Below are 25,612 nucleotides of genomic sequence, written 5' to 3' on the forward strand. Positions count from 1 at the left end.
TGCCGGTCCGGCCCCGGCGTTTATCTTCTGGAGGCGCTGCCCGCCAGCACCAGTTTAGCGGGCAGCTGGCTCAGCTGCTCCACCGCTTCCGCGCTCAGGCCGTTATCGGTAACGATATCGGTGAGTTCCGCGAGCTGCATGGCGCAAAACAGCGAATAAGCGCCGTATTTGCTGCTATCGGCCAGCAGGATGCGCCGCGCCGCATGGGCGGCCAGATCCGCTTTAAGCGCGGATTTATCTTCCGTGGGGGTGGTTACGCCTTTTTCCAGGCTCCAGGAGTTGCAGCTGATAAACGCCACGTCCGGGTAGATTTTGCGCAGCATCAGGCGGCCGTGCTCGCCGATGCACGATTGGCTGGTGTCATCGATACGCCCGCCGGTCACGGTGACTTCGATTTGCTTGAATTCGGATAAAAACAGCGCGATATGCAGATCCGAGGTGATGACCCGCAGCGGCAAATGCGTCAGGTGGCGCGCCAGTTCCAGCATGGTGGTGCCGGCATCCAGCACCACCGCGTCCCCGGCGCGCACGTAGCTCGACGCCAGTTCGGCAATCACCTGTTTTTCCATGAGATTGCGCTGCTGTTTTTCGTTGGTGGTCGGCTGGAAAGGAATAAACCGGTTGAGCGTGACGCCGCCATGGGTGCGGCTGATAACCCCCTGCTCGTCGAGTTTGATCAGATCGCGGCGGATGGTGGCCGGCGAGGCGGCAATCGCCGCGACCAACTGTTCCACGGTAACCAGATTATGGCTTTTAAGGAAATCCATAATCTGATCCAAACGACTTTGTCCTGTCATAGTGTCCGTTTAATGATATGGGTTAACGCGATATTCATTAACTCTGGCCGCGCATCAGGCCAACTGCATGGCTAATTTTATTGATATCGCCATGCTGTCAGACTTGGCCTTGCCTGTCCAGGCAATATCAAACGCCGTGCCGTGATCGGCCGAAGTGCGGATAAAAGGCAGCCCGGCGGTAATATTGACGCCGTCATAAAACCCCAGCAATTTCAGCGGGATGTGCCCCTGATCGTGATACATCGCCACCACCATGTCGTATTGCCCTTCATAGGTTTGCAAGAACACGGTATCGGGCGGACAGGCGCCGGCCACATTCAGTCCCTGGGCGCGCATAGCGGCCACCGCCGGATTGACGATATTAATCTCCTCATCGCCAAACAGGCCGTGTTCGCCGGCGTGCGGATTAACCCCGGCCACCGCGATGCGCGGATGGCTGAAACCGACGCGTTTGAGAAAGGTATCCGCCATCCGGATCACCGTTTCTATACGTTCGCGGCTCAGGGTGTCCAGGAATTTGCGCAAGGCGATATGGGTGGAGACATGAATCACCTTTAGCCGATCGGTATACAGCACCATGGCATAATCGCGGCTATGGGTCAGCTTGGCCAGCAGTTCGGTATGCCCCGGATAAATATGGCCGGCGGCATGCAGCGCCTCCTTATTGAGCGGCGCCGTGGCTATCGCCTGCACCTCCCCCGCCAGCGCCAGCTCCGCGGCGCGCTTCACGCAGCGATAGGCCAGATCCCCCGCCTGCGCCTGCACGACGCCGGGTTTGAGACCCTCCGGGTCTCGCAGCGGCTCATCGATAACATTCATTACGCCGGGGGCGAAATACGCTTCATCGGGACGGCTGATAATCCTGAGCTCGGCGGGAGGCGTGATGCCCAACGCCAGAATGCGCCGCAGGGTAAACGCGCACCCCACCACCACCACCGGCGCACCGGAAAATTCGCCTTCGGCCAATGCCTTGATAATAATTTCCGGCCCGATACCCGCCGGGTCTCCCATAGTTACTGCAATAATTTTAGTCACGCGGCATCTCCTCAATAAAACGTATAATGTCTGATAGCGTGGTTTCGCTGCCGAAACCTCCCGCTTTGGTCATAACCGGTATCTTCTCCGCCACGCCGCCCAATAAACGGCCGTAGGGCGCACAGGAGGCGATTTGCCCCCCGATCGCAAAACCGGTGGCCCCAAGTTCGCTCGCCACGGCGATGGCGACATCGCCGCCGCTCAAATAAAGCCCGCCGATGGTTTTCCCATCACTGGTTTGCCGGTCGATAATCCGCCGCGTTAACCGGCCGAGCATCAGGCAAATCCCCTCCCCCAACTGCTGGCGGCTGACGTCGTTTTGCCGGCAAAAGTCCTCTATCCGCCGGCGCTGGCCGCCATCCTGGCAGGTGCTGATCACGCAATGCCGGCCCTGGGCCAGTACGGCGCTGACGGCGGCGGCGCATTGGTCGATAAATAACGTCTGGTCCCGGCCGAATACGCGCAATACATCGATATCCACCCGTTGGGCCGAGGTGTGGCCAAGGGCATGATCGATTTGCCGCCGGGCGACCTCGCTCATCGAACCAATAACCGCCAGCAACGGCGGCGGCGGGGTAAAACAAAAGTCCCGCGCCAACTGCTCGATCAGGCCTGCCGACCCCACCAGCAGCGGCTTAAAAGGTAATTGCGGCAATACCGCGGCGATCCGGCGCAAATCCTCGTCGGCGACGGCGTCGAGCACCGCCAGCCGGCATCCCTGCTCCGCCAGGGCGGCCAGCCGCAGCGCCAGTCCGCCGCCGCGCACCGCCGCCAGATCCAGTTGAGCCAGCGGCAGGGAGCTTTGCTGCTTGATGCGTTCGGCGATGGATGAAGTGGCTACGGGGGTTTTCGGATCGCTGGCGAACTCGGTATCAGTCAATAATTGGCCGTGGATTTCGCACTGGCCGCGGCGGGTCACCCGGCCCATGGCGGGGGTCGCCGCGGCGATAATGGCCAGCGGCGCGTCCGCGGCAGTCAGCGCCGCTTCTATTTCGGCCCCCAGGTTGCCGCGCAGGGTGGAATCTATCTTCTTATATATCCAGCCGGCAGGGGCAGCGGCGCGCCATTGCCGCACCGCATCCCCCACCCGTTCCGCCGCCTGCGCCGCGGGCAATGCGCGGCTATCGGTGCTGATGACCCAGGCATCGGCCCGGCCGCCGGCGGGTAAGCGGCTATTCAAGAACAGCACGTTGACCCGCGCCCCGCGGCGGGTCAGGCCGACGCCGGCGTCATTCGCACCGGTAAAATCATCGGCAATCACCAGAATTTCTGCTTGCTGTAGCCTGGGCGGCATACTTTTTCCTTGTGTCGGTATCGCATGGCTATCAATCGAGATTACGATTATATTTAATCATACTTGATTATCTGTGAGCAACTTCAAATTATCTTAAGCGTAATTATCTTATAAAATAGCCCATGAGCGGTTTTAAAGTAACGCATTGTGATTGAATTTACGCAATTGGCCTTGGCAACGGTCAGAATAACACCCTGCCGACCGCCACATGCATATAGAGAGGTAAGGCAAGCGAGATGAATATCGACAGCACTATCATCAGCGGTTACGGGGCGTTAAACGATATCGGTTATCTGCTGGCGGGGAAACGCCGGGTGCTGGTGGTCACCGACAACAATATCGTCGGTTTGCCCGCGGCGGCCCGCTTACTGGCCCAGGTGCATGCCAACGCCGCCGGGGTGACGTTAATCGATAGCGTGCCGCCCGAGCCAAGCCGGCAGGATGTGGCGCGCATCGTCGCCGGGCTGGGGGAAACGCGGGCGGATATGGTGATTGGCATCGGCGGCGGCAGCGTGCTGGATGTCGCGAAATTACTCTCTTTATTATGCGCCGGCGACGCTGAGATTACCCTGGACAGCCTGCTGGCGGGCGTAAAACCACGTTATAAAACGTTAAGCCTGCTAATTCCCACCACCGCCGGCACCGGGTCGGAAGCGACGCCCAATGCCATCCTGGCGATTACGGAACAAGAGACCAAAATCGGCATTATTTCTCCGGTGATGATTCCGGATTATGTGGCGCTGATCCCGGAGCTGACCACCAGCATGCCGGCGCGCATCGCGGCTTCAACCGGTATTGACGCCCTGTGCCACCTGCTGGAATGCTTCACCGCCACCTGCGCCAATCCGGTCAGCGATAATGTCGCCCTGACCGGCATGAAAAAATTATTCGCCAATATCGAAACCGCGGCCAGCCAGCCGGATAACCTGGAAGCGCGCCTGAATATGCTGTGGGCGTCTTACTACGGCGGGTCGGCCATCGCCCATGCCGGTACGCACCTGGTCCACGCCATGTCGTATCCGCTGGGGGGGAAATACCATATCGCCCACGGCATCGCCAACGCGATTTTACTGGCGCCGTGCATGGCCTTTGTTCGCCCGTCCGCGGTGCAAAAATTCGCCCGGGTCTACGATCTGCTGGCCGACGGCGACGCCACGCTTGATGACGATCAAAAATCCCGCGCGCTGGTGGATTACCTGGCCGCGTTGGTCCAACGCCTGGATTTGCCGCTGAAATTGTCGCAGCTGGCTATTTCGCCGGATGATATACCTTATCTCGCCCAATCGGCGATTGACGTCCAGCGGTTGATTAAAAATGTGCCCGCGGCGGTGACCCGGGAACAGATTTTCAGCATTTATCACGCGATTCGCTAAACAAACCGACGCTATTGACATTCGAACCTATTACACGAAGAGATGATGATGACAAAAATAACCGGAGTATATACCGCCATAATTACTCCCTTTGACCCACAGGGAAAACTGGCCGTTGCAGCCCTGCGCCAGCAGGTTAAACGCCAGGCCGCCGCCGGTAATAATATCTTTTGCAACGGCACCAACGGCGAGTTTTTCGCGTTGAGCGAACGGGAAAAAATCACCGTGACCGCCACCTGCCTGGAAGCGGCCGCCGGCGCCGCGGGGGTGATGACCCATATCGGCGAAATATCCACCGCCGCCACCATCCGCCTGGGCAAGCAGGTGCAGGATCTGGGGATCGCCGCGGTGTCCGTAATCACGCCCTGGTTCGCGGCGCTGCGCCCGGCGGAGCTGATAAACCATTACCGCCAGGTGGCCGATGCGCTGACGGTGCCGGTATATCTTTATAATATTCCGGCGCGCACCGGCAATACCATTACCCCCGAGATTGCCGCGGCGTTGGCGGATCATCCCAATATCAAAGGCATCAAGGACAGCGCCGGCTCCTGGGAAAGCCTGGACTGTTTTCACCAGGTCAGCAGGCAATTTAATGATTTTGACGTACTGACCGGGCCCGACTCGTTAATCCTCAAGGGCTTTGTCGCCGGCAGCGCCGGTTGTATTTCCGGTATCGCCAATATTATCCCGGATAAAGTCAACGCCGTTTACCGCAATGTGATTGATCACAATCAGGCGCGGGCGGAAGAAATACAAAACCAGATCAACCAGATCCGTACCGATTTATACAGCATCGCCTTTTCACCGGCGGTGGTGAAAAAAGCGGTCGCCCTGCTGGGCTTCGAGGTGGGCGACAGCCGTTATCCGGTGGCGTTTACGCCGGAGGATACCGCCAAAATCATCGAGGTGATAAACCGCTTCGCCCTGCAATGAAATAGCGTAAATGTAGCTGATTTTGCAAGATAAACATACCGCCTGGCGTCCGGGGCGGTAGGGATTTCATTACCCGTTTCGCGAGGAATAAAATGAAAGAATTTACCGCCGCGGATACCCTGATAATCGTGGGTATCGTTATTGCCTATATCCTGTTTACCACCTGGCTGACCTATCGATTAAGAAGTAAAACCAATGCCGATTTTATGCGGGGTTCGAACGTAATGCCCGCGTTTATCGTCGGCGTGCTGTTAATGTCCGAATACATCGGCGCCAAGTCCACCGTCGGCACCGCCCAGGCGGCGTTTGAAGATGGTTTTGCCGCCTCCTGGTCGATATTGGGCGCGGCCATCGGCTTCCCCATTTTTGGTCTGCTGCTGGTTAAACGCATTTATAATACCGGTAAAATCACCATCTCCGCCGCCATCGCGGAAAAGTACGGCACCACCACCAAAAATATTATTTCCATCATCATGATTTATTCGCTGTTCCTGGTGAATGTCGGCAACTATGTCAGCGGCGCGGCGGCAATTTCCACGGTGTTAAAAGTCAATCTGCCCGTGGCCGCGATTATCACCGCGATTGTCAGCACCTTTTATTTCGCCTTTGGCGGCATGAAGGGCATCGCCTGGGTGACGATGCTGCACAGCGGGATGAAATATATCGGCATCATGATTATTCTTGGCATGGCGCTGTATATGACCGGCGGAATTTCGCCCATGATCGAAAAAATGCCCCATTACTACTGGACCTGGGACGGTAATTTTGGCGCCAGCACCATTTTTGCCTGGCTGATCGGCACCATCGGCTCCATCTTCTGTACCCAGTTCGTGATCCAGGCCATCTGCTCCACCAAAAATGCCCAGGCGGCGAGGCGATCCACCTGGGTGGCCTTCTTCTTCTGCGTGCCGATTGCCCTGGCCATCGCGATCATCGGCGTCGCGGCGAAATTCCTCCATCCCGACATTAAGAGCCTGTATGCCCTGCCGGTGTTTTTGCAGGATATGAACCCCTGGCTGGCCGGCGTGGTGGCCACCTCGCTTATCGCCTCGATCTTTGTCAGCGTCAGTACCGTCGCCCTGGCCATTACGTCGTTAATTATCAAAGACTTTTACGTGCCTTACCGCAACCCGAACCAGCAGCAGGAATTTCATATGACCCGCTGGGTATCGCTGCTGATTGGCTTTCTGCCGCTGATATTCGTGCTGTTCGTGCCCGAGGTGCTTAAACTGTCGTTCTTCACCCGCGCCATTCGCCTGTCGATTTCGGTGGTGGCGATGATCGCGTTCTATCTGCCGTTCTTTCGCAGCGCGCGCGGCGCCAATGCCAGCCTGATCGGCGCCTGCGTGGTCACCTCGGTATGGTATGTGCTCGGCGATCCCTTTGGTATCAACAACATGTATATCGCGCTGGCCACCCCGGCGATCATTATGGCCATAGATAGCCTGATTCCGAATAAAGCGCTGAAAAAACCGGGTAGCGACTCCCTGATCCAGAAAACCGGGGTGTAATAATGAGTGCAATGACGAGTGCAATGATGAGCGAAACGACGATGGCCTTAAACGGCAAAATTGCCCCCGCCGCGGAAGATGCGCAGCGCCGGGAGGCGATGCTGCCCTCCCCCTGCGTACAGAATCATGCGGCCAATCTGCTGGCGCTGCCCGACGGCGACGTGCTCTGCGCCTGGTTCGGCGGCACCCAGGAGGGAATAGCGGATATTTCCATCTACCTGTCCCGGCTGGACGCGGGCGGCGATTGCTGGACGGCGGCGGAAAAAGTCTCGGACGACCCGACCCGTTCGGAGCAAAACCCGGTGCTGTTCCTGGCGCCGGACGGCGTGCTGTGGCTGCTGTACACCGCGCAAAAAGCCGGCAATCAGGACACCGCCATCGTCCGTTACCGGCAGTCCCGCGATAACGGCCATACCTGGGGGCCCATCGGCGTCCTGTTGGATCGGCCGGGCACCTTTATCCGCCAGCCGATTACCGTACTGGCCAACGGCGACTGGCTGTTGCCGGTGTTCTATTGCCGCAGCCGGCCGGGGGAAAAATGGCTGGGTAATTTTGATGACAGCGCGGTAAAAATCTCCCGCGACCAGGGCAAGAGCTGGCAGGATTGCCCGGTGCCCGCAAGCCTTGGCTGTGTGCATATGAATATCACCCCGCTGGCCGACGGCAGCCTGCTGGCGCTGTTCCGCAGCCGCTGGGCGGATTTTATCTACCAGAGCCATTCGCTGGACGGCGGGCAAAGCTGGTCGGCGCCGCAGCCCACCGCGCTGCCCAATAACAATTCATCCATCCAGGTGATCACTCTGGCCAACCAGCATCTGGCGCTGGTATTTAACGCCATGAGCGCCGCGGATGCCCGCGATCGCCGCCTTTCGCTGTATGACGAAATCGAAGACGATGGCGATGACTATGACGCCGGCGGCGAGGCCGGGGACGACACCGCGGCCATCGCCCCGGCGGCGGCGGGCAAAAGCGCCTTCTGGGGAGCGCCGCGCGCGCCGATGACCCTGGCGATTTCCGCCGATGGCGGTCAAAGCTGGCCCTGGCAGCGTAACCTGGAAGAGGGCGACGGCTACTGCATGACCAATAACTCCCGGCACAAGCTCAATCGGGAATTTTCCTACCCCAGCATCAAACAGGGTATTCACGGCGAATTGCATATTGCCTTCACCTATCACCGCCAGGCGATTAAATATGTCTGCGTTAATGAGCAATGGGTAACCCGGGCCGGCTTAGCGAGGGAAACATTATGATAACCGGCAACCTTAATGCCCTGCCGCTGGCGACGCTGCCGCCGGCGCTATCGGCCATACTGGAGCGGCCCGAGCTGGGGTTCGACGCGCTGTGCGCCATGCCTGACGGCCGCTATCAGCCGGCGGACGCGGCCTGGTTCGTGAATATCGGCACGTCGATGACCGAGCCGCCGGAACGGCGCCATACCGAATTCCACCGGCATTACCTGGATATCCAGGTGGTGCTGGCCGGCGAGGAAATTATCGGTTTCGACCTGGCCGACGCGCGCACGGCGGCGGCCGAGGAACGCAAGCCCGACCTGTATATCGTCGCCGACCCGCGGTTGGCTAACCAAATCCGCCTGCGGCCGGGGGATTTCGTCACCTTCTACCCCGGTGAAGCCCATCAGGCGCTGTGCGCGGCGGGGCAGCCGGCGGCGGTCAGAAAAGCGGTATTTAAAGTGCCGCGGCGATTACTGAACGATAACGGCCGGGCGTAGCGCCGGGCTTCTTCTTGTGAGCTGAATTTATCCTATGGACACCATTAATACAGGGCACCAGCGCCATGCGGTGATCACCGGTACCAGTTCGGGGATCGGCGCGGCCATCGCCGGCCAATTGCTGGCGCAGGGATGGCGCGTTACCGGCCTGGCGCGCACGCCGGCGCCACACTCCCATCCGGCGTTCCGGGGGATCGCCGTGGATGTCACCGATACCCCGGCGCTGATCCGGGTACTTGCCGGGATTAACGGCGTCGATGCGGTGATCCATGCCGCGGGCATGATGTGCGCGGCGCCGCTGGGCGAGCTGGATGCGGCGCTCAGCCAGCGGCTATGGCGGTTGCATATCGAGGCGGCGCAAATCCTGGCCGATCGGCTGATGGCGAAATTGCCCCGCGGCGGGCGCATCGTGCTGATCGGCAGCCGGACTTCGTCGGGCGCGGCGGGACGCAGCCAGTATGCGGCCACCAAATCCGCGCTGGTAGGCATGGCGAGAAGCTGGGCGGCGGAGCTGGCGCCCAAGGGCATTACCGTAAATATCGTCGCGCCGGGCGCCACCGACACCCCGATGCTCAACCGGCCGGAGCGGCGGGCATCGCCCCCCAGGCTCCCCCCCATCGGCCGCTATATCCGTCCGGATGAAGTGGCGGATCTGGTCGGCTACCTGTTGTCGCCCGCCGCCGATGCCATTACCGGCCAGCAATTGACGATCTGCGGCGGCGCGTCGCTTTAACTCTCGGCGGGCGCCGCCAGCTGATAACCGCCGTTCGCCAGCAGTTTAAGCTGGGGCAGGCAGGTGAGCAGCCGCCGGGTATAGTCGTGCTGCGGCCGATCCAGCACGTCGTCGCTCCAGCCGTTTTCCACCAACTGGCCTTTTTCCATCACCATGATGCGATCGGCAATCTGTTCCACCGCCCCCAGGTCGTGGGTGATAAACAGGCAGGCGAAACCATAGCTGGTCTGCAAACGCCGCAGCAGCGTGAGGATTTGCTTTTGTACCGTCATATCCAGCGCCGAGGTCGGCTCGTCGGCGACGATAAAAGCCGGTTTGCGGATCACGGCGCGGGCGATGGCCACGCGCTGGCGCTGGCCGCCGGAGAGCTGATGGGGATAACGGTCGATAAAAAAGCTTTCCAGGCCGACTTCGGCCAGCACCTCTTTGATGCGCGCCAGGCGCTGCGCGCGGCTGGTATCATTAAATACCCGCAGCGGCTCCTCCAGGATCTGGCCGATTTTCATGCGCGGATTGAGGGAGGAATAAGGGTCCTGCTGAATAATCTGGCAGGCCAGGCGCCAGCGGCGCTTTAACTGCGGGTCATGGCCGTTGACGTCATGGCCCTCGAACAGCAGCGAGCCGCCGCTTACCGGCAGCATGCCGGCGATGGCTTTGCCGATGGTGGTTTTTCCCGAACCGCTGGCGCCCACCAGCGCCACCGTTTCCCCGCGGCGCACATTAAAACTGACGCCGTTGACCGCGCGGATCACGCGGCCCGGTTTAAACCATTTTTTCTGCCCCGGATATTCGATAACCACGTTGCTCAATGTCAGCACCGCCGCGGCGGACAGCAATGACCGGCGATCGGCGGGCGCTTTCCTGATCGGCATCGCGTCCAGCAGCCGGCGGGTATAGGGATGGCGGGGTTCGGCCAATAATTGCCGGCTCTCGCCCTGCTCCACCAGCGCGCCCTGTTCCATCACCATGATGCGCGACGCGTAATTGGCCACCATCGACAAATCGTGGCTGATCAGGATTACCGCGCTGCCCTGCTCGGCGGTCAGGGACAGCATCAGGCTCATCACTTCGTGCTGCACCAGCACATCCAGCGCGGTAGTGGGTTCATCGGCGATAATCAGCCGCGGCTCCAGCAGCATCACCGAGGCGATCATCACCCGCTGGCGCATCCCGCCGGAAAATTCATGGGGAAAGCTGGCCAACAGCGCTTCGCCGCCGTCCAGCCCCACGCGATGCAGCATGGCGATAATCTTTTGTTTGCGCTCCTGCGGCGTCAGCGCGGTATGCAGCGCCAGGCCTTCATCCAGTTGGCGGCCGATATTCATGGCCGGATTGAGCGAGGTCATCGGCTCCTGGAACACCATGCCGATACCCGCGCCGCGCACCCGGCGCAGCTGTTCGGCATCCAGCGCCAGCAAATCCTGGCCGCCGAAGCGCAGGCGTTCGGCCCGGCGGACAATATTGGACGGCAGCAGCCCCATCAGCGAACGCATCGCCAGGGTTTTGCCGCTGCCCGATTCGCCGACCACCGCCAGCACTTCCCGGGGCTGGAGGCTAAAGGAGATGCCGTTCACCACCGTGCGATCGTGCACCGCGATGGTCAGGCCACTGACTTCCAGCAGAGGCTGCGCAGCGTTATTCATTATTGCATCCTCGGGTCAAGATAATCGCGCAGCGCGTCGCCCAGCAAGTTGACGCCCAGCAGCGCAATGGAAATACAGCACCCCGGCAGCAGCGCCAGATGGGGCGCCTGGGAAAGATAGGTGCGGCTGGCCGCCAGCATATTGCCCCAGGTGGGCTCCGGCGGCGGTACGCCGAGTCCGAGAAATGACAGGGCGCTTTCGGAAATCAGCACCCACCCCAGCATGGAGGTGGCCAATACCGTCAGCGGCGCGATGCAGTTGGGCAGAATATGATGCAGCAGGATAAACCCTTCGCGATGGCCCATGACCCGCGAGGCGTGGACAAAATCGGTCTCGCGCAAGCCCAGCACCGTGCCGCGCACCACCCGCACCACCGAGGGCGTATAGGCCAGCCCCAGGGCGAGGATAATGCCGTAGCGGTTGCTGCCCAGAATGCTCAGCAGGCCGAGGGCCAGCAGGATGCCCGGAAACGCCAGCAGCGTGTCGGTGATCATCATGATGACCCGGTCGGTAATACCGCGCAGATAGCCGCTCAGCAAACCCAGCACAATCCCCGCCAGCAGCGCGAAAAACACCGTCAGCACCGAAATGCTGATACTGGCGCTGGCGCCGAGCATGATGCGGCTGAGCACGTCGCGGCCATATTCGTCGGTGCCGAACCAGTGCGCGGCGCCCGGACCTTGCAGCCGGGCCAGGATATTGATCCGGCTGGGGTCGAACGGCGTCCAGAAAAAGCCGACGACGCTGGCGCAGACGATAATCCCGATCATCAATCCGCCCAGCAGGGCGTTGGGCGCTAAAAATATTGAGCGTTTCACGAAGCGACCACCCTGGGATCAAATAGCGGATAAAGGGCGTCTATCACCAGATTGGTCAAGACATAGATCCCGGCGATAAATAGCATGCATCCCTGGATAACCGGATAATCACGGGCATAGATGCCGTCCACCAGCAGCCGGCCCAGCCCCGGCAGGCTAAAGACCGTTTCGGTCACCGCCACGCCGCTCAGCAGATTGCCGAGGGTCAGGCCGATCAGCGTCCAGGTCGGCCCAAACGCATTGGGAAACACATGGCGGGAAAGCACGGTGCGCTCGCGCAGCCCTTTGGCGCGGGCGTGGGTAACATAATCCAGCCGCAGCACTTCAAGGGTGCTGGCCCGCATCATGCGCACCAGCGCGCCGACTTCCACCAGCACCAGGGTCAGCACCGGCATCAGCAGGTAAAGCACGCCCTGCCCGGCGTTTTCCCGGATTGAAACATACCCCACCACCGGCAGCCAGCCGAGCTTAAGGCCGAAAAACATCAGGATCAGCAGCCCCATCCAAAAGCTCGGTATCGACAACAGAAACGTCGAGAACATCACCAGGCCGACGTCGAGGCGGGTGTTTTGCTTCCAAGCCGCCAGCATGCCGAAGGGCACTGCCGCCAGCGAGGCCGCCACCACCGCCGCCAGCACCACGCTCATGGTGACGGAGAACCGGTCGAGGATCAGCGGCAATATCGCCTGGCCGCTCTGAATGGAATGGCCGAAATTGCCGTGCAGCACCTGGCCGAACCAGATAAAGAACTGCGTGAACAGCGACTGGTCCAGCCCCATGCTATGCCGCAGATCCGCCAGGCTGCTTTCGGTGGCCAGATCGCCGAGCATCAGCAGGGCCGGATCGCCGGGCACCAGCCGGGTAAGCAGGAACACGATCACCGTTACCAGCAGCAGCGTCGGAATCGCCGACGCCACCCGCCTGAAAATAAAACTCAGCATGACGTCTCCTTGCCGCTATGACTTCAGGGATACATTCCACAGGCGGGCGGCGGCCGCCAGCCAGGGTTTGTAGCCTTCGACAACTTTGCGGTGCGCGATGATATCCAGGCCCGGATAGAAAATAATCAGCGGCACCTGATCGATCATCATCCGGTGCAACCGATCGACGATATCCTGCTGCTGTTGGATGTCGCTGACATAGGCCAGGCTGTCCACCAGTTTGTTGGCCTGGGGATCGTCCCATACCTTGCGCGGCTGCTTGGCCTTGTCGCCGTTGATTTGCTCGAACGCCAGCGCCGGTTCGAAGCGCGCCGAATAGGTAAAGGTCATCATCTGGTAGCGGCCGGCCTGGTAGCGTTCCAGCTGGGTCGCCCACTCCATGGTGGTGATTTTGGCATTGATGCCGGCGGCCTGCAGCATCGCCTGCACGATCACCGCCATATCGAAGCTGGGCACGGTGGAGCGTTTATTGGCGATGATTTCAAGCGTCTCGCCTTTATAACCGGCTTCTTTCAGCAGTTGTTTGGTGCGCGCGGGGTCATATTTATAGCCCTGCTTTTCCGCCTCTTTATAATAACCGGAGGCCACCGAGATATTGGAATTGCTCGGCGTGGCCAGCCCTTCGCTGGTGCCCAGGGCAATCTGTTCGGTATCCAGCGCCGAGGCGATCGCCTGGCGCAGCTTCACGTTTTTCAACAGCGGGTCCGCCGTTTGGATCAGCAGCGCATGGCGCTGGGCGTTGGGGGCCACCGCCACCGCCACATTCGGGTCGGTTTTCAGGTCCGACGCGTCAATGGGGCTGACCTGGGCGACATCCACCGCCCCGGAGCGCAGCCCGGCTTTCACCGTGGCGGCGTCCGGCACGGCCATAAAGCGCACTTCGTTCACCAGCGCCCGTTTGCCGCCCACAAACCCGTCCGGCGCGCCGGCGCGGGAGCTGTAGCCGTCAAAGCGCTTGAGCGACACGTATTCGCCGTGCTTCCAGTTATCAAAGGTGAACGGGCCGGTGGCGACAGGTTTGATCCAGTTGCCCTGCCCGTCCACGGATTTGGGGCTTATCACCGCCGCGGCGCCGCAATCGGTGCGGGCCAGCGTATCGAGGAACAGGGCCACCGGCTGCGCCAGCTCCATCACCACCGTGCTGTCGTCCGGCGCGCTCACCGCGGTAACGTTGATCTGGCTGCTGCCGTCGAATTCCCGCAGACATCGCCACTGGGTTTTCGGGTCGTTCCAGTGCCGCCAGCTCCACAACACGTCCTGGGCGCCCACGGTATCGCCGTTATGGAATTTGATATTCTTGCGCAGGTGAAACACATATTTTTTGCCGCCGTCCTGCACGTCCCAGGAATCGGCCAGCATCGGGCCGACGGTGCCGTCTTCCCGGTAGCCCACCAGCCCTTCCACCACGTGCATCAGCACGTCGTCGGTATTGCCGTCGCGGTTGACGCCCGGCTGGCTGCTGCGGATGTCCTGGTTCAACGCAAAACGAATGACGCTATTGTCGGCCGCACTGGCCTGGGCCGCCATCATTCCCGGCAGGAGCATAACGATACACGCAATTATCTGCTTCATAGTATCCTCAATGGGTCGTGAACTTTCGTTTGAACGGCGGCTGTCAGGACAGGGCCAGGGAATAACGGGTAAATTCGCGGTTGATGGCCGGCAGCGGCGCCACGTCCATCGTGCCCTCCGTGGAGTTCATAATGATCATCGCCACGGTGGCCGACAGATCGCTTTGAAAACCGGGACGCGGCGGCCGGCATACCGAATACGGCGAACCGAAGTCGTCGAAAAAGGCGTTTTTCAGATCGTCGGCGCTCAGTTTGGGTTTGTCGCGCAGCAATTGATTCACCCGCCAGGAACGGTACAGGGTATCGGGGGAGGTGCCGACGCCCAATTCGCGGATCTTGCTTTTCGCCGTCTCGCTTTCCCAGTGATTGGCGTGCACCAGAATGCCGTCGGTGGGATAAAGGGTGAAAGACTCATCCGGCGCGCATTCAAAATCGATGGCGAAACCCTCGCGGGTGCTGAGCATCATATTGTTGGAGCAGGATTTCGGCGTGACGGCCACCACCCGCATCGCCAGCGCCATATGCCGCTGTTCCAGCACCTTGCGGCGGATCAGCGAAATCGGCACGCCGAACTGGCGGTAGTCGCGCTCGCAGCGCAGGTAGTTGGCGGTGATGGCCAGGCCCGCCTGGTTCACGCCGCTGCGCGCCAGGCCGCCGGCTTCAACGAAGGTCAGATAATCCGGGCCGTCCTCGCGGTGCACTTTCAATACGATGGAGCTCTCGGCGCATTCGGCGCGCCAGTCCCAGTTCTGCCCGTGGATTAACTGCCCGCTGGCGCTGCGCTGCGGCAAAATCACCGCGCCGCTGCAACCGTCCTTGATATTATCGTCATGGGCTTCGCGCCGCTCTTGCAGCAGCCGGGCCTTGGCGATCGTTTCGGTGCGGGCGTTAATCATCACGATACCCTCCAGCGGCACGCCGGCGCCGGCGGCGATACCGGTCATTTCCGTCAGGTAGTCGGCGTCGAAATCGCTGATGATGGCGCTGAAGGCGTTAATGAGTTCGGCACGCTGCGCGTTGCTTAATCCCAGCTCCTGGAGCTGATCGCCGTAGAGCTCGACGCTCAGGCGGATGCGGTCGCGGGCGATTTCGCCGTACTGCAGCCCGCGTTCATGGGCGTTGCCGGATACGGTTACCAGCGGGAAAGGGGTAGTCTGCGACATCATGTCTCCTTAACGGGGTTCAAACGCGGGACGATTGCTGCGCAGCACGCGCAGAAAAAAATCTTTAACGGTATCGAGCACTTTCATCCCGTCGTGGCCGACGTTGGGCACAATGTCCTGCCGCGCATCGACGCCGTGCCCGAGCAGGCTGTTATACAGCGCGGTATTGCGCTCAATGCGGGTCGCCCCGGCATCATTGCAGCCCGGCATATAATATTTGCCCCCCGGCCGGTGGGTAATTTCCCAGGTTTCCAGATCCACCTTGCCCACCACCAGCTGCACCGGCACCTGGCGCAGGGCGGCATAGTCCAGCGGCTTGCCGAACATTTGTTCAAAATTGCGCACCCCTACCCACCAGTCCTGTTGTTCATCAAGCAGGGTGACGGAACCCGGCGCGCCGATGGAGACGCCCAGCAGGCGTTCGGGATGGATATAAAGGAAGCGGTGCACGAAATGGCCGCCGCCGGAATAACCGAACAGCAAAAACCGTTCGAACGGGGCGCCAAGGGATTCGGCGACTTCATCCACCATCGACAGCAGCACCTGGTCGTAGCGGATCTCCTGTTCGATGATGTACTTGAAACCATGGGAGTTGCCGTCCCGCAGCGGTCCCACCGGGAACAGCGGCGCCAGGATCACGCAGCGGTTGTAGCGGCCGAATTCGGCAAAGGCATCGCGGTAGGCGGTCATGCTGCGCCCGGTGCCGTGCATCACCACCGCCAGGCGGTGGCCGGCGGGATCTTCGTCAAAATCGGGCGGAACATACATGCAATACGCAAAACGGGGGTCCTGCCTGCTGGCGAAAATAGTGGTCTGGCCGCGCTGATAGAGCGCCCGGCCGCGGGTCTCCGCCAATTGGGTGTCGTCGAGAGCCATTTTTTACCTGAAGAAATTACCGGGTGAAGAGTGATTTTCATTCAAACATAAAACCAAAATTGGCGCCAATTTAATTGGATAAATATGCGCAAAAACTATCGCCGCCGTCACAGTTATCGGTAATATAGGGTGGACTGCTGCGGGAATACCCGCCTAACCCGCTGATTTTCGGCCACAACGCACCGGTAATAGCGCCCGTTTATCCATAGCGTTTTATTATGCCGGCGGTGTTTCAGGTTCCGCAAAAGTACTTATAATGCTGGAAGTCGCCGACAGCCCGGTCATTAAGGACGTAAAACCATGAAGCAAAGCAAGCCCGGCGCATCCGCCAATGTCGCCAACGATATCGCCAAGGATATTAATACCGGCGAATTTACCGCAGGCATGTGGCTTAAACAGGCGGAGCTCGCGGAACGTTATGGCTGCACGCGCGCCGACGTGCGCCGCGCCCTGGATCAACTGGTGATTGAACGGCTGGTGCAGCATGAGCCCAACAAGGGTTATCACGTCTATGCCCCCAATATGCAGCAGCGCAAGAATATTTCGGCCATCCGCAGCATTCTGGAATGCGCCGCCGCGCCGGATATCGTCGACAATATCAGCGAGCAGGGCATCGCGCGGCTGGTGGACTGCGCGCAGGCGTTCGCCGACGCCACCTGGAAGGGCACCCTGCTTGAGCAGTACGAGGCCAATATGGCTTTTCACCGGGCGCTGCTGGCGCCTTGCCTGAATCAGGATATGGTGGAGCTGATTTTTGATTTGCGCAGCCGGGTGCCGTCCGCGCCGCTGGGGCAATGGAGCTCACATGCCAGGATCGAGCAATCCTCCAGCGAGCATTTCGCCATGGTGGACGCCATTCGCGGCCGGGATGCGCCAAGGCTGGCGGCGCTGATCGCGCAGCATATCCTGCAGCCGGAATAAGCCAGGCGATAGCGCCGGCCAGCGGCTGGGCCGGCTGCCGCGGCGGGTGATTACGCTGGAATCATTACGCTGGAATAAAGGCCGCCAAACATCAGGCGAATGCGAGAAGCGCCCGTATCTGCTGCGGCGTCAGCGCCGGTCCGGTCGCAGCCGCCGCGTTTTCCGCCATATATTGCGGATTGCCCGTGCCCGGTATCACGCAGGTTATGGCCGGATTGGCCAGGATGAACTTCAGCGCCAGCTGCGCCCATGACGCCGCGCCCACGTCCTTGGCCCACGCCGGCAGCGGTTGCGGCGCCAGGCGGCGCAGCAGGCCGCCCCCGCCAAACGGCGTATTGCAGATAACCGCCACCCCCCGGTCCCGGGCCACAGGCAGCAGCCGCCGTTCGGCTGCGCGATCGTCCAGCGCATAGTTGATTTGCAGGAAGTCCAGCGGCGTGGACTTGAGCACGGCCTCAAGCTCATCATAAGCCGCGGAGGAATAATGGGTGACGCCCACATAACGGATGCGGCCCGCCGCCTTCATGTCCCGCAGCGTCGCCAGGTGCGTTTGCCAATCCAGTAAATTATGAATCTGCATCAGGTCGATGCGCTCGGTTTGCAGCAAACGGAATGAATCGTTCATCTGCCGAATGCCGGCCGCGCGGCCGGTGGTCCAGACTTTCGTCGCGATAAATACCGGGGGCCGGGGCTGGCGGACGGCCAGTAACTCCCCCAGCGTGCGCTCCGCCCGGCCATACATCGGGGAACTATCCACGACGCTGCCCCCTGCGGCCAGCAGCGCATCCAGCACCCCCGGAAGCCGGGCATAAGCGGCGCTGCCGGGATCGGCATCAAAGCCGCGATAGGTTCCCAGCCCGATTACGGGCAGCGCTTCGCGCGAGGACGGGATGAGTCGGGTCGGCATCGGCGGCGCTCCTGGCGTAGGTTGCGGGATTGCGGCATCGGCCCCGTAGGGGAACCAGCCGCCGGCGCCCAGAATCCCGCAGGCGGCGCCGAAGCGCAACAATCGGCGGCGCGTCAGCATCGGCATCTTAAGCCCTCCCCGCTTGAAGACCAACAACCGCGGCTTGAGAGATTAATATAGCCGATACCGGCCGATAAAACGGCGATCGGACGCAGCCATAATAGCGAATAAGCGCGCAAAGTCCGTTCCCCCTCTTCTTTGGTATTATTACCAATAACGTTATGCGGTAATTATCTTTATCACTCTGCCGCTGCGCAATGGGGTATTTCCGCATTGATCCGGATCATATTATCCGGCGGCGATCCGGAGAATAACGTCAATTACGCAACCGCATGACCTGCCTGATAGGGCGCCACTGATAGCAGCCAGCCGATACCCATTATTTTACTACCTTTATGCGTTATAGTTGGTTTATTCACCCCAGGGAATTCTTATAGTTGTGAGGGAAAGGTGTTGGCATAACTATCAGGAAGCCGCGATGGCAAACAAATTTACCTGTACAGAATGTAACTTTCTTAACTGTCAGACCCGCGACAGCGAATTCCCCCGCAAGTGCCTGACCACCGCCGCGGGCAACGGCGCCGTTTTACGGCAAAGCCTTGATACCTATGATAACGATCCGTGGGTAAATAAAATCATGCTGGCATCCGCCCAAGTGGAAGGCCAGTATTATGGCCAATTAACCCGGGTGGAAGAAATCGTGGTTTTCGCCAAGAAAATAGGCGCAAAAAAAATCGGCATCGCCTCATGCGCGGGGCTGATTCAAGAGAACAGGATTTTTGCCGGCATTTTGCGGGCAAATGATTTGGCCGTGTTCGGCGTACTGTGCAAGGTCGGTTCCCAGGATAAATGCAGCGTCGGCATCGCCGAGCGGGATAAAATCAGGCCGGGCGGTTTCGAGGCCATGTGTAATCCCGTTATGCAGGCCAATTTATGCAATCAAGAAAAGACGGATTTGAATGTTATCAGCGGGCTGTGCGTCGGCCACGACTCGCTGTTTATGAAACACTCCGACGCGCCGGTAACCTATCTTATCGTGAAAGATCGGGTGCTGGCCCATAATCCCATCGGCGCGCTTAATACCGGTCATTCCTATTATAAACGCCTGCACGAGGGCGTTAAATTGAATGACGCCGATAACACGGCCTTGCCGCCCCGCGGCTAGGCCGGCGCTTTAGCGGCCAGGAATGCGCCATACCCCGGCATGGGTGCTGCACTATCGCTTTGCGGGGCGGCGGCGGCGTTAGCCGGCCGCGGGTTCCTGCGCCATCAGCCCCGCCACCGCGGCGCACAGGCAAAGCGCCGCCAGCAGGCCGAAGGCGCAGGCATATCCCCGGGCGCCGGGATAAAGGGTCAGCACAATCACGGTAATGCCCGCCGCCGCCGCGCCGCCGGCATACTGCATCGCGGCCAGCAGGCGGACGGCCGCCGGGCGCAGTTCGGGGGCGCTGCGCCCGGCAACCGCCAGCGGCAGCGTACGTAACGTTATGCCGTGCCCCAGCCCGAGCAGCAATTGCGCCGGCAGCAGGCTAAACCACCCCTGCGGATAATCCATATTCAGCCAGAGGATACCGACGCCCAGTGCGCAGCTCAGCAGCCCGCGGTTGAGCAAGGTCGCCGCCGCGTTCCGGCGCAGCCAGGCTGCGCTTAACCAATACCCGGCCGCGGCCGCCAGCGCCAGCGGCGATAGCGACGATAGCGCCGGGGTTCCGCCCGCGGGTCCCGGCGCGATTTCCCTGGCTAACCCCGGCTCGCGCATTAACACCGGCAACAAAAACAGCGCCGCGCCCGCGCCCGCCGTGTAAAACGCGCCGGCCCAGCACCAGGACAAGGCTTGCCGCTGGGCGCGCAGCGTCCGCGCCACCCACGGCCGCGGGCCGTATTTTTCATTCAGCCCCGCCAGCAGCAGCAACAGCGCCGCAATACCGTTGCCCGCGTGGGTCAGCGGATGGTTCAACCCCCGCTGCGCCCAGCAGCCCAAGGCAAACAGCAGGCCCAGCGCCGCCAGCGCGGCGAGCAGGGAAGAATAGCGGGCCGATCCGGTCCGCGCGGGCGCGGTTTGCGCTCGCTGGCTCAGCCAAAGCAGCGCCAGCCCCGCCGCGCCGCCGCCCCCATAGATCGCCGGCCAGAATGAGGGCGCGTACAGCATTCCCGCCAGCGCCATCAGCGCCAGCGGGTAGATCGTTTCCGGCAATAAAACCGGGCGGCGGCGACCGTGATTTTCGTTCAGCATTCGCATCATGGTGGTGGTTCCTGCACTGGACATCGGGGGGACGAAGATAAACTGAGTTCATCTATCCCGCTATTGCAAATGCAGCTTACACGGCTTATTTTGGCCTTATCAACGTCATAGATTTCAGTCAAGGATGAAAATATCTCAGCATGAAAAATAAACGCCTGCCGCCGCTGGGCGCACTGAAAGCCTTTGACGCGGTCGCCCGCCACGGCAGCTTCAAACGGGCCGCGGATGAGATTGGCGTCACGCCCACCGCGGTCAGCCACCAGATACGCGTGCTGGAGGAATCGCTGAATACGCCGGTGTTCGCGCGCAGCGCGCGGGAAGTGACCCTGACCGCCGCGGGCGGGCGCTTACGGCAGGCAACGCAGCGGGCCTTCGCCGACTTGCAGGCGGCGGTCAACGACATTTATGCTGCCCAGCAGCCCCCGGCCCTGACGCTGACCACCACCTCAAATTTTCTCACTCATTGGCTGGTGCCGCGCCTGGCCCGGCTTAAAACCAGCTGTCCGTCTTTGGATTTGCGTTTGCATACCGGCACCGAGCTGGTCGATCTGGCCCAAAATACGGTGGATGCGGCCATCCGCTACAGCATGGCCGCCGATGACGGCCTGGATGCGACGTTGTTGTACGAGGACGCTTTCGTGCTGGTGGCCAGTCCGGCGCTTGGCCTGACCCGACTGGCGGAGTTAACCGCCAGGCCGCTGTTTCACGTGGATAACCGCCATATCCCGCAGCCGTCGCCCGATTGGCGGCACTGGCGCGATCTTTATGGCCCGCCGGAGTTGAATATCGATGCCGGCCTGCATTTCACCGATGAAACCCACGCCATCCAGGCCGCCATCGCGGGGCAAGGCGTGGCCATCGTCAGCAGCTTGCTGGCCCAGGATTTTATCGATAAAAATATCCTCGCCGTGCCGTTCGAGTTTGCCCTGCCGGGCGGCAGGTATTACTTCGTCACCACCAAGGACAAGGCCCTGCGGGAAGATGTGCGGCAATTGAAATTTTGGATTACGCAGGCTATGGCCCTCATTTCCCCCGCCTCCGCCCCGGCGAACGCCCGCTAAACCAGCGGGTAAAAACAGCGCAAGATCCAATTAGTTATGAATTATTCCTAAAACGAATTTCACTTTCGCTACCCTTTTGCCCTATTTTCGTAGGTTGGGCTGCATCTTCTTAGTGCTTCAAACGGCCGATTTTCGTTCATTCACGAATCGTAAAAAACAACCCTTTGATTATTAAGTTAATAATTTCTTTGGCACAGTTATTGTATATACATGTCTATTCACAACCATCGCTCTACTTCGGGGATTACCATGCGAACCACCATAAAACAGGTTTTGGCGTTACTGGCGGGATTAAGCACTACGGTCGCGAGCTCTGCCCAGGCGGCGGATTTTATCGTCGGCAGCAAAAGCTTTACCGAGCAATACATCCTGGCGGAAATTTACGCCTCGGCCCTGGAGCAGGCCGGCATTCCGGTAGAGAGAAAAATCAACCTGGGGGGCACGCTGATTGCCCAGGGCGCCCTGGTCAAAGGCGATATCGATATGTACCCGGAATATACCGGCACCGCGCTGAGCGCGGTGGTCAAGGGCGAAATGTCTTCGGACCCCGATAAAGTCTATCAAACCGTGAAAAACGTTTATGCCGAAAAATATCACCTGACCTGGCTGGCCCCCGCCAAGCTTAACAATGGCTATGCGCTGTTAGTCAGCAAAAAAACCGCCGAAAAATATCACCTCCGCACCCTGTCCGATCTGGCGAAAGCGGCGCCGGAACTGACCATCGGCGCCGGCGCGGAATTCGGCGATCGCCAGGATGGCCTAAAAGGCCTGGAGCAGGTCTACGGCATTAAATTCAAATCATTCCGTCAGTTCGCCAAGGTAGGCCTGCGCTATGATGCCCTGGCGGCGGGGCAAATCGACGTGGCGAACGGCTTTGCCACCGACTGGCAAATCGCCGACCAGCAATATGTCTCCCTGACCGATGATAAGCACTTATTCCCTCCCTATTTCGTCGCCCCCGTGGTGCGCGAACAAACCCTGAAGGCTTATCCCAACGCCGAAGCGGTATTAAATAACGTCAGCCAACTGCTGGATAACGGCACCATGCAGAAATTGAACGCCGCCGTTGAGAAAGATAAAGAAGAGCCGGCCGACGTGGCCGCAGCCTTCCTGCGTGAAAAGGGCGTGGTGAAGTCATGATTAATACCCCGCGGGCCTTGGCATGACGTTTGTTCTCGGCGGCGACCGGCCGGTTACCCTGGCGACGGTGGTCAAGGTCGCCAGGGAACATCTCCCTCTGTCGCTGAGTTCCCGGGCGCGGCGGCGTATCGAGCAGGGTTTTGACTTGCTTTATCAGCGCATCGAGGCCGGGGACACGATATACGGCGTCACCACCGGCCTGGGCGCCGCGGTCGATACCGCGGTGCTGGCCGTTCCGGACGGGGGGCGGGATATCGATTTGCTGCACCGCATCCAGCAGCGTATCCCGCTGGCCCGGGCGGTGGGCGTGGGGCAGCCCGCCGCGCGGGATCAGGTCAGGGCCATGATGCTGGCCAGGCTTTCCGGCCTGGCGGAAGGCTATTCGGGGGTATCGCTGCCCGTGGCGCAGGGACTGATGGCCATGCTCAATATCGGCATCCATCCCCGGGTGCCGCTGATAGGGTCGATCGGCGAGGCCGATTTGGCCCCGCTGGCCCATATCGGCAGGACGCTGGCCGGCGACGGGTTGGCGGAATACCATGATGAGATGCACGAAATCCAAACGCTGGCGCGGACCGCCGGCCTGGTTTTGCCGTCGCTGACCGGCAAGGATGGCCTGGCATTGGTTTCATCCAATGCCGCCAGCGTGGGCATGGCGGCCCTGGCGCTGGCCGATATCGCGCAGGTGGTCAATGCGCAGGCGGGGGCGATCGCCCTGTCCTTTGAAGCCTTCAGGGCCAATATTTCCCCCTTGTCCCCCTGGGTTAATCAGATCCGCGACCTGCCGGGCCATCGGGAAACCTGCGCCCATTTACTGTCGCTGCTGGCCGGCGGGTCATTATGCCTGCCCGGCGGCGCCCGGCTGTTGCAAGACCCGCTGAGTTTCCGCTGCGCGGCCTCGGTGATGGCCAGCGTGCGCCAGGCCTTTATCCACGCCAGGCAGGCCACCGAACTGGAACTTAACAGCTCCGACGATAATCCGGCCTTGATACCGGCGGCGGGCGCGGCGCTGGCCAACGCCAATTTCGATGCCACCCATTTGGCGTTGGCCTGCGAAACGCTGGGGCTGGCATTGGCGCGCCAGGCCAGCTGCGCCGCTGAACGCATCATGAAGCTCATGTCCGCCGGCGCCAGCGGTTTGCCGCGCTTCCTGACGCCCCATGCCGGACAGGCCGGCTTCGCGGCCCTGCAAAAAACGGTGTCGGCCCTGGCCAGCGATATTGTCCATCATGCCAATCCGATGGCGGCCATTACCGTCGCCGTTGCCGATCGGGTGGAGGACTATGCGTCCCAGTCGATGGCGGCGGTCACCAATCTGACGCGGCTGGCGGACAGTTTGCGTTACCTGGTGGCGATTGAACTGATGGTCGCGGCCCAGGCCGTCGATTTGCGCGGCGCGCAGATAAGCCGGCCCGGCCGGGGCAGCGCGGCGATTTATCAGCGGGTGCGCGCGCTGGTCGCCCCCCTCGACCAGGATCGTTCCACGGCCGGGGATATCGAAACCCTGGCCGGCGCCCTTTGCGCCGCCGGCTGGCTGGCGCCGGGCGAATATTTGCTGGAGATAAACTAATGCGTTGGGCCCCTAAACACCTGGACGATATCGGCATGGCGCTGCTGCAACATCTTTTCCTGGTGGGCGTGTCGATGAGCTGCGCTTTTATCATCGCCATGATCCTCGGCATCTGGAGCGCCAGACGCCCCAAAACCTACGCGCTGGTGCTGACCTTCACCGGCATGCTGTTCGCCATCCCCAGCCTGGCGTTGTTCGCGCTGTTCATCCCGTGGCTCGGCATCGGCGTACTGCCGGCCATCGTCGGCCTGACGGCCTATGCGCTGATGATCCTGGTGCGCAATATCGCCACCGGCTTTCATGCCATCGCCCCGGAGGTGCTGGATGCCGCCCACGGCATGGGCTACGGCTACTGGCGCATGCTGTGGGAAATCGAGCTGCCGCTGGCCCTGCCGTTTATCATCACGGGCCTGCGCATCGCCACCACCACCTTGATCGGTATCGCCACGGTAGCGGCTTATATCAACGCCGGCGGCCTGGGAACCATTATCTTCGCCGGGCTGGATCAGCGTTATCCGGAAAAAATCCTGATCGGCGGCGGGCTGACCTCCCTGCTGGCGGTGGGCGTTGATGCGCTGTTCTTGCTGGTGCAGCGTCGCCTGGCGCGGCGCACGCCCCCGGCCTCTTCGCAGCGGGAGGCGGCGGCATGATATTCATTGAAGCATGGCGCTGGATTGGCAATAACCTGGGACAGTTTACCGAGGCGCTGCAACAGCATTTGCTGATGTGCGCGCTGGCCCTGTTGTGCTCGCTGCTGCTGGCGATACCGATCGGTATCGCGGTCGCCGCATCGCCCAGGGCCACGTTTATCGCCACCAGCATCGCCAATACCTTAAGAACCATTCCCAGCCTGGCGATCCTGGCCGCCGCCCTGCCGTTTCTCGGCATAGGCCTGATGCCCTCGGTCGTGGCGCTGATCGTGCTGGCGGTACCGCCGATCCTGCTCAATACCTGTACCAGTATTCAGTCCATCGACCAGGATATTCTGCGATCGGCCAGGGGGATGGGGCTAACCGGCGCCCAAGTGATGCGCCAGGTGATCCTGCCGCTGGCGGCCCCCGGCATTCTGGCCGGCATCCGCACCGCGGCGGTGCAGGTGATCGGCGGCGCGGCGCTGGCCTCTTTTATCGGCGGCGGCGGCCTCGGGGACTTTGTGACCACCGGTATCGCCATTATGGATATGTCGCGGCTGATGGTCGGGGCCATCCCGATTATTTTGCTGGCCATTGGCGCCGAATTACTGTTTTCCGCCGTTGAAAAGATCTGGTTCCGGCACGTCCCAAAAGGGTAAAGC

Annotated in this window: 24 protein-coding genes; 13 read left to right on the forward strand and 11 right to left on the reverse strand. The window is 60.8% G+C overall.

Features of this window, described 5'->3' with window-relative positions; translation table 11 throughout:
• Positions 1 to 20 precede the first annotated feature (20 nt).
• From ACL2XP_RS15700 to dtnK, 3 genes are read right to left on the reverse strand one after another with little or no spacing between them, the layout of a single operon-like run.
• Positions 21 to 797 (reverse strand): DeoR/GlpR family DNA-binding transcription regulator, encoded by a 777-nt coding sequence (locus ACL2XP_RS15700; protein ID WP_413733741.1) that lies wholly within the window; start codon positions 795 to 797, stop codon positions 21 to 23.
• A gap of 54 nt (positions 798 to 851) precedes the next feature.
• Positions 852 to 1,832: a D-threonate 4-phosphate dehydrogenase gene (locus ACL2XP_RS15705; RefSeq protein ID WP_413733742.1), complete on the reverse strand. Its 981-nt coding sequence runs from the start codon at positions 1,830 to 1,832 to the stop codon at positions 852 to 854.
• Complete coding sequence (dtnK, locus tag ACL2XP_RS15710) at positions 1,825 to 3,126, reverse strand: D-threonate kinase (protein ID WP_413733743.1); 1,302 nt, start codon at positions 3,124 to 3,126, stop codon at positions 1,825 to 1,827. Before dtnK ends, ACL2XP_RS15705 begins: the two co-directional genes overlap by 8 nt.
• 236 nt (positions 3,127 to 3,362) lie before the next feature.
• Here dtnK and ACL2XP_RS15715 point away from each other — a divergent pair, with 236 nt between their 5' ends.
• The 6 genes from ACL2XP_RS15715 (at position 3,363) to ACL2XP_RS15740 (ending at position 9,405) form a co-directional block, all read left to right on the forward strand.
• Entirely contained in the window at positions 3,363 to 4,499 is a 1,137-nt protein-coding gene (locus tag ACL2XP_RS15715) for an iron-containing alcohol dehydrogenase (protein ID WP_413733745.1), read from the forward strand.
• Positions 4,500 to 4,544: 45 nt separating this feature from the next.
• A complete protein-coding gene (locus ACL2XP_RS15720; protein ID WP_413733746.1) occupies positions 4,545 to 5,432 on the forward strand; it encodes a dihydrodipicolinate synthase family protein in 888 nt (295 codons plus the stop codon).
• Between the two features lie 92 nt (positions 5,433 to 5,524).
• Positions 5,525 to 6,943, forward strand: a complete 1,419-nt coding sequence (locus tag ACL2XP_RS15725) for a sodium:solute symporter family protein (RefSeq protein WP_413733747.1) — start codon at positions 5,525 to 5,527, stop codon at positions 6,941 to 6,943.
• Between the two features lie 23 nt (positions 6,944 to 6,966).
• Complete coding sequence (locus tag ACL2XP_RS15730; protein WP_413739180.1) at positions 6,967 to 8,193, forward strand: sialidase family protein; 1,227 nt, start codon at positions 6,967 to 6,969, stop codon at positions 8,191 to 8,193.
• Positions 8,190 to 8,672: a YhcH/YjgK/YiaL family protein gene (locus ACL2XP_RS15735; protein WP_413733749.1), complete on the forward strand. Its 483-nt coding sequence runs from the start codon at positions 8,190 to 8,192 to the stop codon at positions 8,670 to 8,672. The genes ACL2XP_RS15730 and ACL2XP_RS15735 overlap by 4 nt, the downstream gene beginning before the upstream one ends.
• A 34-nt stretch (positions 8,673 to 8,706) precedes the next feature.
• The gene (locus tag ACL2XP_RS15740; protein ID WP_413733750.1) at positions 8,707 to 9,405 is read left to right on the forward strand and encodes an SDR family NAD(P)-dependent oxidoreductase; all 699 of its coding nucleotides are present in this window, start codon (positions 8,707 to 8,709) and stop codon (positions 9,403 to 9,405) included.
• On the opposite strand, the gene ACL2XP_RS15745 is transcribed toward ACL2XP_RS15740, so the two are convergent.
• Genes ACL2XP_RS15745 through ACL2XP_RS15770 form a run of 6 tightly spaced genes read right to left on the reverse strand, consistent with a single transcriptional unit; the run spans position 9,402 to position 16,417 of the window.
• Positions 9,402 to 11,048, reverse strand: a complete 1,647-nt coding sequence (locus tag ACL2XP_RS15745) for a dipeptide ABC transporter ATP-binding protein (protein WP_413733752.1) — start codon at positions 11,046 to 11,048, stop codon at positions 9,402 to 9,404. The two genes, ACL2XP_RS15740 and ACL2XP_RS15745, sit on opposite strands and share 4 nt — an antisense overlap.
• Complete coding sequence (locus tag ACL2XP_RS15750) at positions 11,048 to 11,866, reverse strand: ABC transporter permease (protein WP_413733754.1); 819 nt, start codon at positions 11,864 to 11,866, stop codon at positions 11,048 to 11,050. The genes ACL2XP_RS15745 and ACL2XP_RS15750 overlap by 1 nt, the downstream gene beginning before the upstream one ends.
• Entirely contained in the window at positions 11,863 to 12,807 is a 945-nt protein-coding gene (locus ACL2XP_RS15755; RefSeq protein ID WP_413733755.1) for an ABC transporter permease, read from the reverse strand. Before ACL2XP_RS15755 ends, ACL2XP_RS15750 begins: the two co-directional genes overlap by 4 nt.
• 15 nt (positions 12,808 to 12,822) lie before the next feature.
• Entirely contained in the window at positions 12,823 to 14,379 is a 1,557-nt protein-coding gene (locus ACL2XP_RS15760) for an ABC transporter substrate-binding protein (RefSeq protein WP_413733756.1), read from the reverse strand.
• A 43-nt stretch (positions 14,380 to 14,422) separates the two neighbouring features.
• Complete coding sequence (locus ACL2XP_RS15765; protein WP_413733757.1) at positions 14,423 to 15,544, reverse strand: C45 family autoproteolytic acyltransferase/hydolase; 1,122 nt, start codon at positions 15,542 to 15,544, stop codon at positions 14,423 to 14,425.
• A gap of 6 nt (positions 15,545 to 15,550) precedes the next feature.
• Entirely contained in the window at positions 15,551 to 16,417 is an 867-nt protein-coding gene (locus tag ACL2XP_RS15770) for an alpha/beta hydrolase family protein (protein ID WP_413733758.1), read from the reverse strand.
• Between the two features lie 300 nt (positions 16,418 to 16,717).
• On the opposite strand from ACL2XP_RS15770, the gene ACL2XP_RS15775 reads away from it, so the two are divergent.
• Positions 16,718 to 17,338 (forward strand): GntR family transcriptional regulator, encoded by a 621-nt coding sequence (locus tag ACL2XP_RS15775; RefSeq protein WP_413733759.1) that lies wholly within the window; start codon positions 16,718 to 16,720, stop codon positions 17,336 to 17,338.
• A gap of 91 nt (positions 17,339 to 17,429) precedes the next feature.
• Here ACL2XP_RS15775 and ACL2XP_RS15780 read toward each other — a convergent pair whose 3' ends face one another.
• Positions 17,430 to 18,371: an aldo/keto reductase gene (locus tag ACL2XP_RS15780; RefSeq protein ID WP_413733760.1), complete on the reverse strand. Its 942-nt coding sequence runs from the start codon at positions 18,369 to 18,371 to the stop codon at positions 17,430 to 17,432.
• 412 nt (positions 18,372 to 18,783) lie between these two features.
• Here ACL2XP_RS15780 and ACL2XP_RS15785 point away from each other — a divergent pair, with 412 nt between their 5' ends.
• Positions 18,784 to 19,470 carry a DUF1847 domain-containing protein gene (locus ACL2XP_RS15785; RefSeq protein ID WP_413733761.1) on the forward strand — a complete coding sequence of 229 codons (687 nt, stop codon included), beginning with the start codon at positions 18,784 to 18,786 and terminating at the stop codon, positions 19,468 to 19,470.
• 78 nt (positions 19,471 to 19,548) lie between these two features.
• On the opposite strand, the gene ACL2XP_RS15790 is transcribed toward ACL2XP_RS15785, so the two are convergent.
• Complete coding sequence (locus ACL2XP_RS15790) at positions 19,549 to 20,547, reverse strand: hypothetical protein (protein WP_413733763.1); 999 nt, start codon at positions 20,545 to 20,547, stop codon at positions 19,549 to 19,551.
• Between the two features lie 140 nt (positions 20,548 to 20,687).
• Between ACL2XP_RS15790 and ACL2XP_RS15795 the strand changes: the two genes are divergently transcribed.
• From ACL2XP_RS15795 to ACL2XP_RS15815, 5 genes are all read left to right on the forward strand, one after another.
• Positions 20,688 to 21,608 carry a LysR substrate-binding domain-containing protein gene (locus tag ACL2XP_RS15795; protein ID WP_413733765.1) on the forward strand — a complete coding sequence of 307 codons (921 nt, stop codon included), beginning with the start codon at positions 20,688 to 20,690 and terminating at the stop codon, positions 21,606 to 21,608.
• A 249-nt stretch (positions 21,609 to 21,857) separates the two neighbouring features.
• On the forward strand, positions 21,858 to 22,748 hold the full coding sequence (locus tag ACL2XP_RS15800) for a glycine betaine ABC transporter substrate-binding protein (protein WP_413733767.1): 891 nt from the start codon (positions 21,858 to 21,860) through the stop codon (positions 22,746 to 22,748).
• 22 nt (positions 22,749 to 22,770) lie between these two features.
• The gene (locus ACL2XP_RS15805; protein WP_413733769.1) at positions 22,771 to 24,318 is read left to right on the forward strand and encodes an HAL/PAL/TAL family ammonia-lyase; all 1,548 of its coding nucleotides are present in this window, start codon (positions 22,771 to 22,773) and stop codon (positions 24,316 to 24,318) included.
• Positions 24,318 to 24,968, forward strand: coding sequence for an ABC transporter permease (locus tag ACL2XP_RS15810; RefSeq protein WP_413733770.1), 651 nt, complete (start codon positions 24,318 to 24,320; stop codon positions 24,966 to 24,968). The genes ACL2XP_RS15805 and ACL2XP_RS15810 overlap by 1 nt, the downstream gene beginning before the upstream one ends.
• Positions 24,965 to 25,609, forward strand: a complete 645-nt coding sequence (locus ACL2XP_RS15815; RefSeq protein ID WP_413733772.1) for an ABC transporter permease — start codon at positions 24,965 to 24,967, stop codon at positions 25,607 to 25,609. The genes ACL2XP_RS15810 and ACL2XP_RS15815 overlap by 4 nt, the downstream gene beginning before the upstream one ends.
• Positions 25,610 to 25,612: the final 3 nt, after the last annotated feature.

It is taken from the genome of Sodalis sp. RH21 (genome assembly GCF_047324175.1).
Classification (GTDB): Bacteria; Pseudomonadota; Gammaproteobacteria; order Enterobacterales; family Enterobacteriaceae; genus Acerihabitans.

Excerpts from the sequence above, each read along its gene's own strand:
- ACL2XP_RS15700 (WP_413733741.1), bottom strand. The coding sequence starts at position 797 with ATGACAGGACAAAGTCGTTTGGATCAGATTATGGATTTCCTTAAAAGC.
- dtnK (WP_413733743.1), bottom strand. The coding sequence starts at position 3,126 with ATGCCGCCCAGGCTACAGCAAGCAGAAATTCTGGTGATTGCCGATGAT.
- ACL2XP_RS15715 (WP_413733745.1), top strand. The coding sequence starts at position 3,363 with ATGAATATCGACAGCACTATCATCAGCGGTTACGGGGCGTTAAACGAT.
- ACL2XP_RS15720 (WP_413733746.1), top strand. The coding sequence starts at position 4,545 with ATGATGACAAAAATAACCGGAGTATATACCGCCATAATTACTCCCTTT.
- ACL2XP_RS15725 (WP_413733747.1), top strand. The coding sequence starts at position 5,525 with ATGAAAGAATTTACCGCCGCGGATACCCTGATAATCGTGGGTATCGTT.
- ACL2XP_RS15730 (WP_413739180.1), top strand. The coding sequence starts at position 6,967 with ATGATGAGCGAAACGACGATGGCCTTAAACGGCAAAATTGCCCCCGCC.
- ACL2XP_RS15735 (WP_413733749.1), top strand. The coding sequence starts at position 8,190 with ATGATAACCGGCAACCTTAATGCCCTGCCGCTGGCGACGCTGCCGCCG.
- ACL2XP_RS15740 (WP_413733750.1), top strand. The coding sequence starts at position 8,707 with ATGGACACCATTAATACAGGGCACCAGCGCCATGCGGTGATCACCGGT.
- ACL2XP_RS15745 (WP_413733752.1), bottom strand. The coding sequence starts at position 11,048 with ATGAATAACGCTGCGCAGCCTCTGCTGGAAGTCAGTGGCCTGACCATC.
- ACL2XP_RS15755 (WP_413733755.1), bottom strand. The coding sequence starts at position 12,807 with ATGCTGAGTTTTATTTTCAGGCGGGTGGCGTCGGCGATTCCGACGCTG.
- ACL2XP_RS15760 (WP_413733756.1), bottom strand. The coding sequence starts at position 14,379 with ATGAAGCAGATAATTGCGTGTATCGTTATGCTCCTGCCGGGAATGATG.
- ACL2XP_RS15765 (WP_413733757.1), bottom strand. The coding sequence starts at position 15,544 with ATGATGTCGCAGACTACCCCTTTCCCGCTGGTAACCGTATCCGGCAAC.
- ACL2XP_RS15770 (WP_413733758.1), bottom strand. The coding sequence starts at position 16,417 with ATGGCTCTCGACGACACCCAATTGGCGGAGACCCGCGGCCGGGCGCTC.
- ACL2XP_RS15775 (WP_413733759.1), top strand. The coding sequence starts at position 16,718 with ATGAAGCAAAGCAAGCCCGGCGCATCCGCCAATGTCGCCAACGATATC.
- ACL2XP_RS15780 (WP_413733760.1), bottom strand. The coding sequence starts at position 18,371 with ATGCCGATGCTGACGCGCCGCCGATTGTTGCGCTTCGGCGCCGCCTGC.
- ACL2XP_RS15785 (WP_413733761.1), top strand. The coding sequence starts at position 18,784 with ATGGCAAACAAATTTACCTGTACAGAATGTAACTTTCTTAACTGTCAG.
- ACL2XP_RS15790 (WP_413733763.1), bottom strand. The coding sequence starts at position 20,547 with ATGATGCGAATGCTGAACGAAAATCACGGTCGCCGCCGCCCGGTTTTA.
- ACL2XP_RS15795 (WP_413733765.1), top strand. The coding sequence starts at position 20,688 with ATGAAAAATAAACGCCTGCCGCCGCTGGGCGCACTGAAAGCCTTTGAC.
- ACL2XP_RS15800 (WP_413733767.1), top strand. The coding sequence starts at position 21,858 with ATGCGAACCACCATAAAACAGGTTTTGGCGTTACTGGCGGGATTAAGC.
- ACL2XP_RS15805 (WP_413733769.1), top strand. The coding sequence starts at position 22,771 with ATGACGTTTGTTCTCGGCGGCGACCGGCCGGTTACCCTGGCGACGGTG.
- ACL2XP_RS15810 (WP_413733770.1), top strand. The coding sequence starts at position 24,318 with ATGCGTTGGGCCCCTAAACACCTGGACGATATCGGCATGGCGCTGCTG.
- ACL2XP_RS15815 (WP_413733772.1), top strand. The coding sequence starts at position 24,965 with ATGATATTCATTGAAGCATGGCGCTGGATTGGCAATAACCTGGGACAG.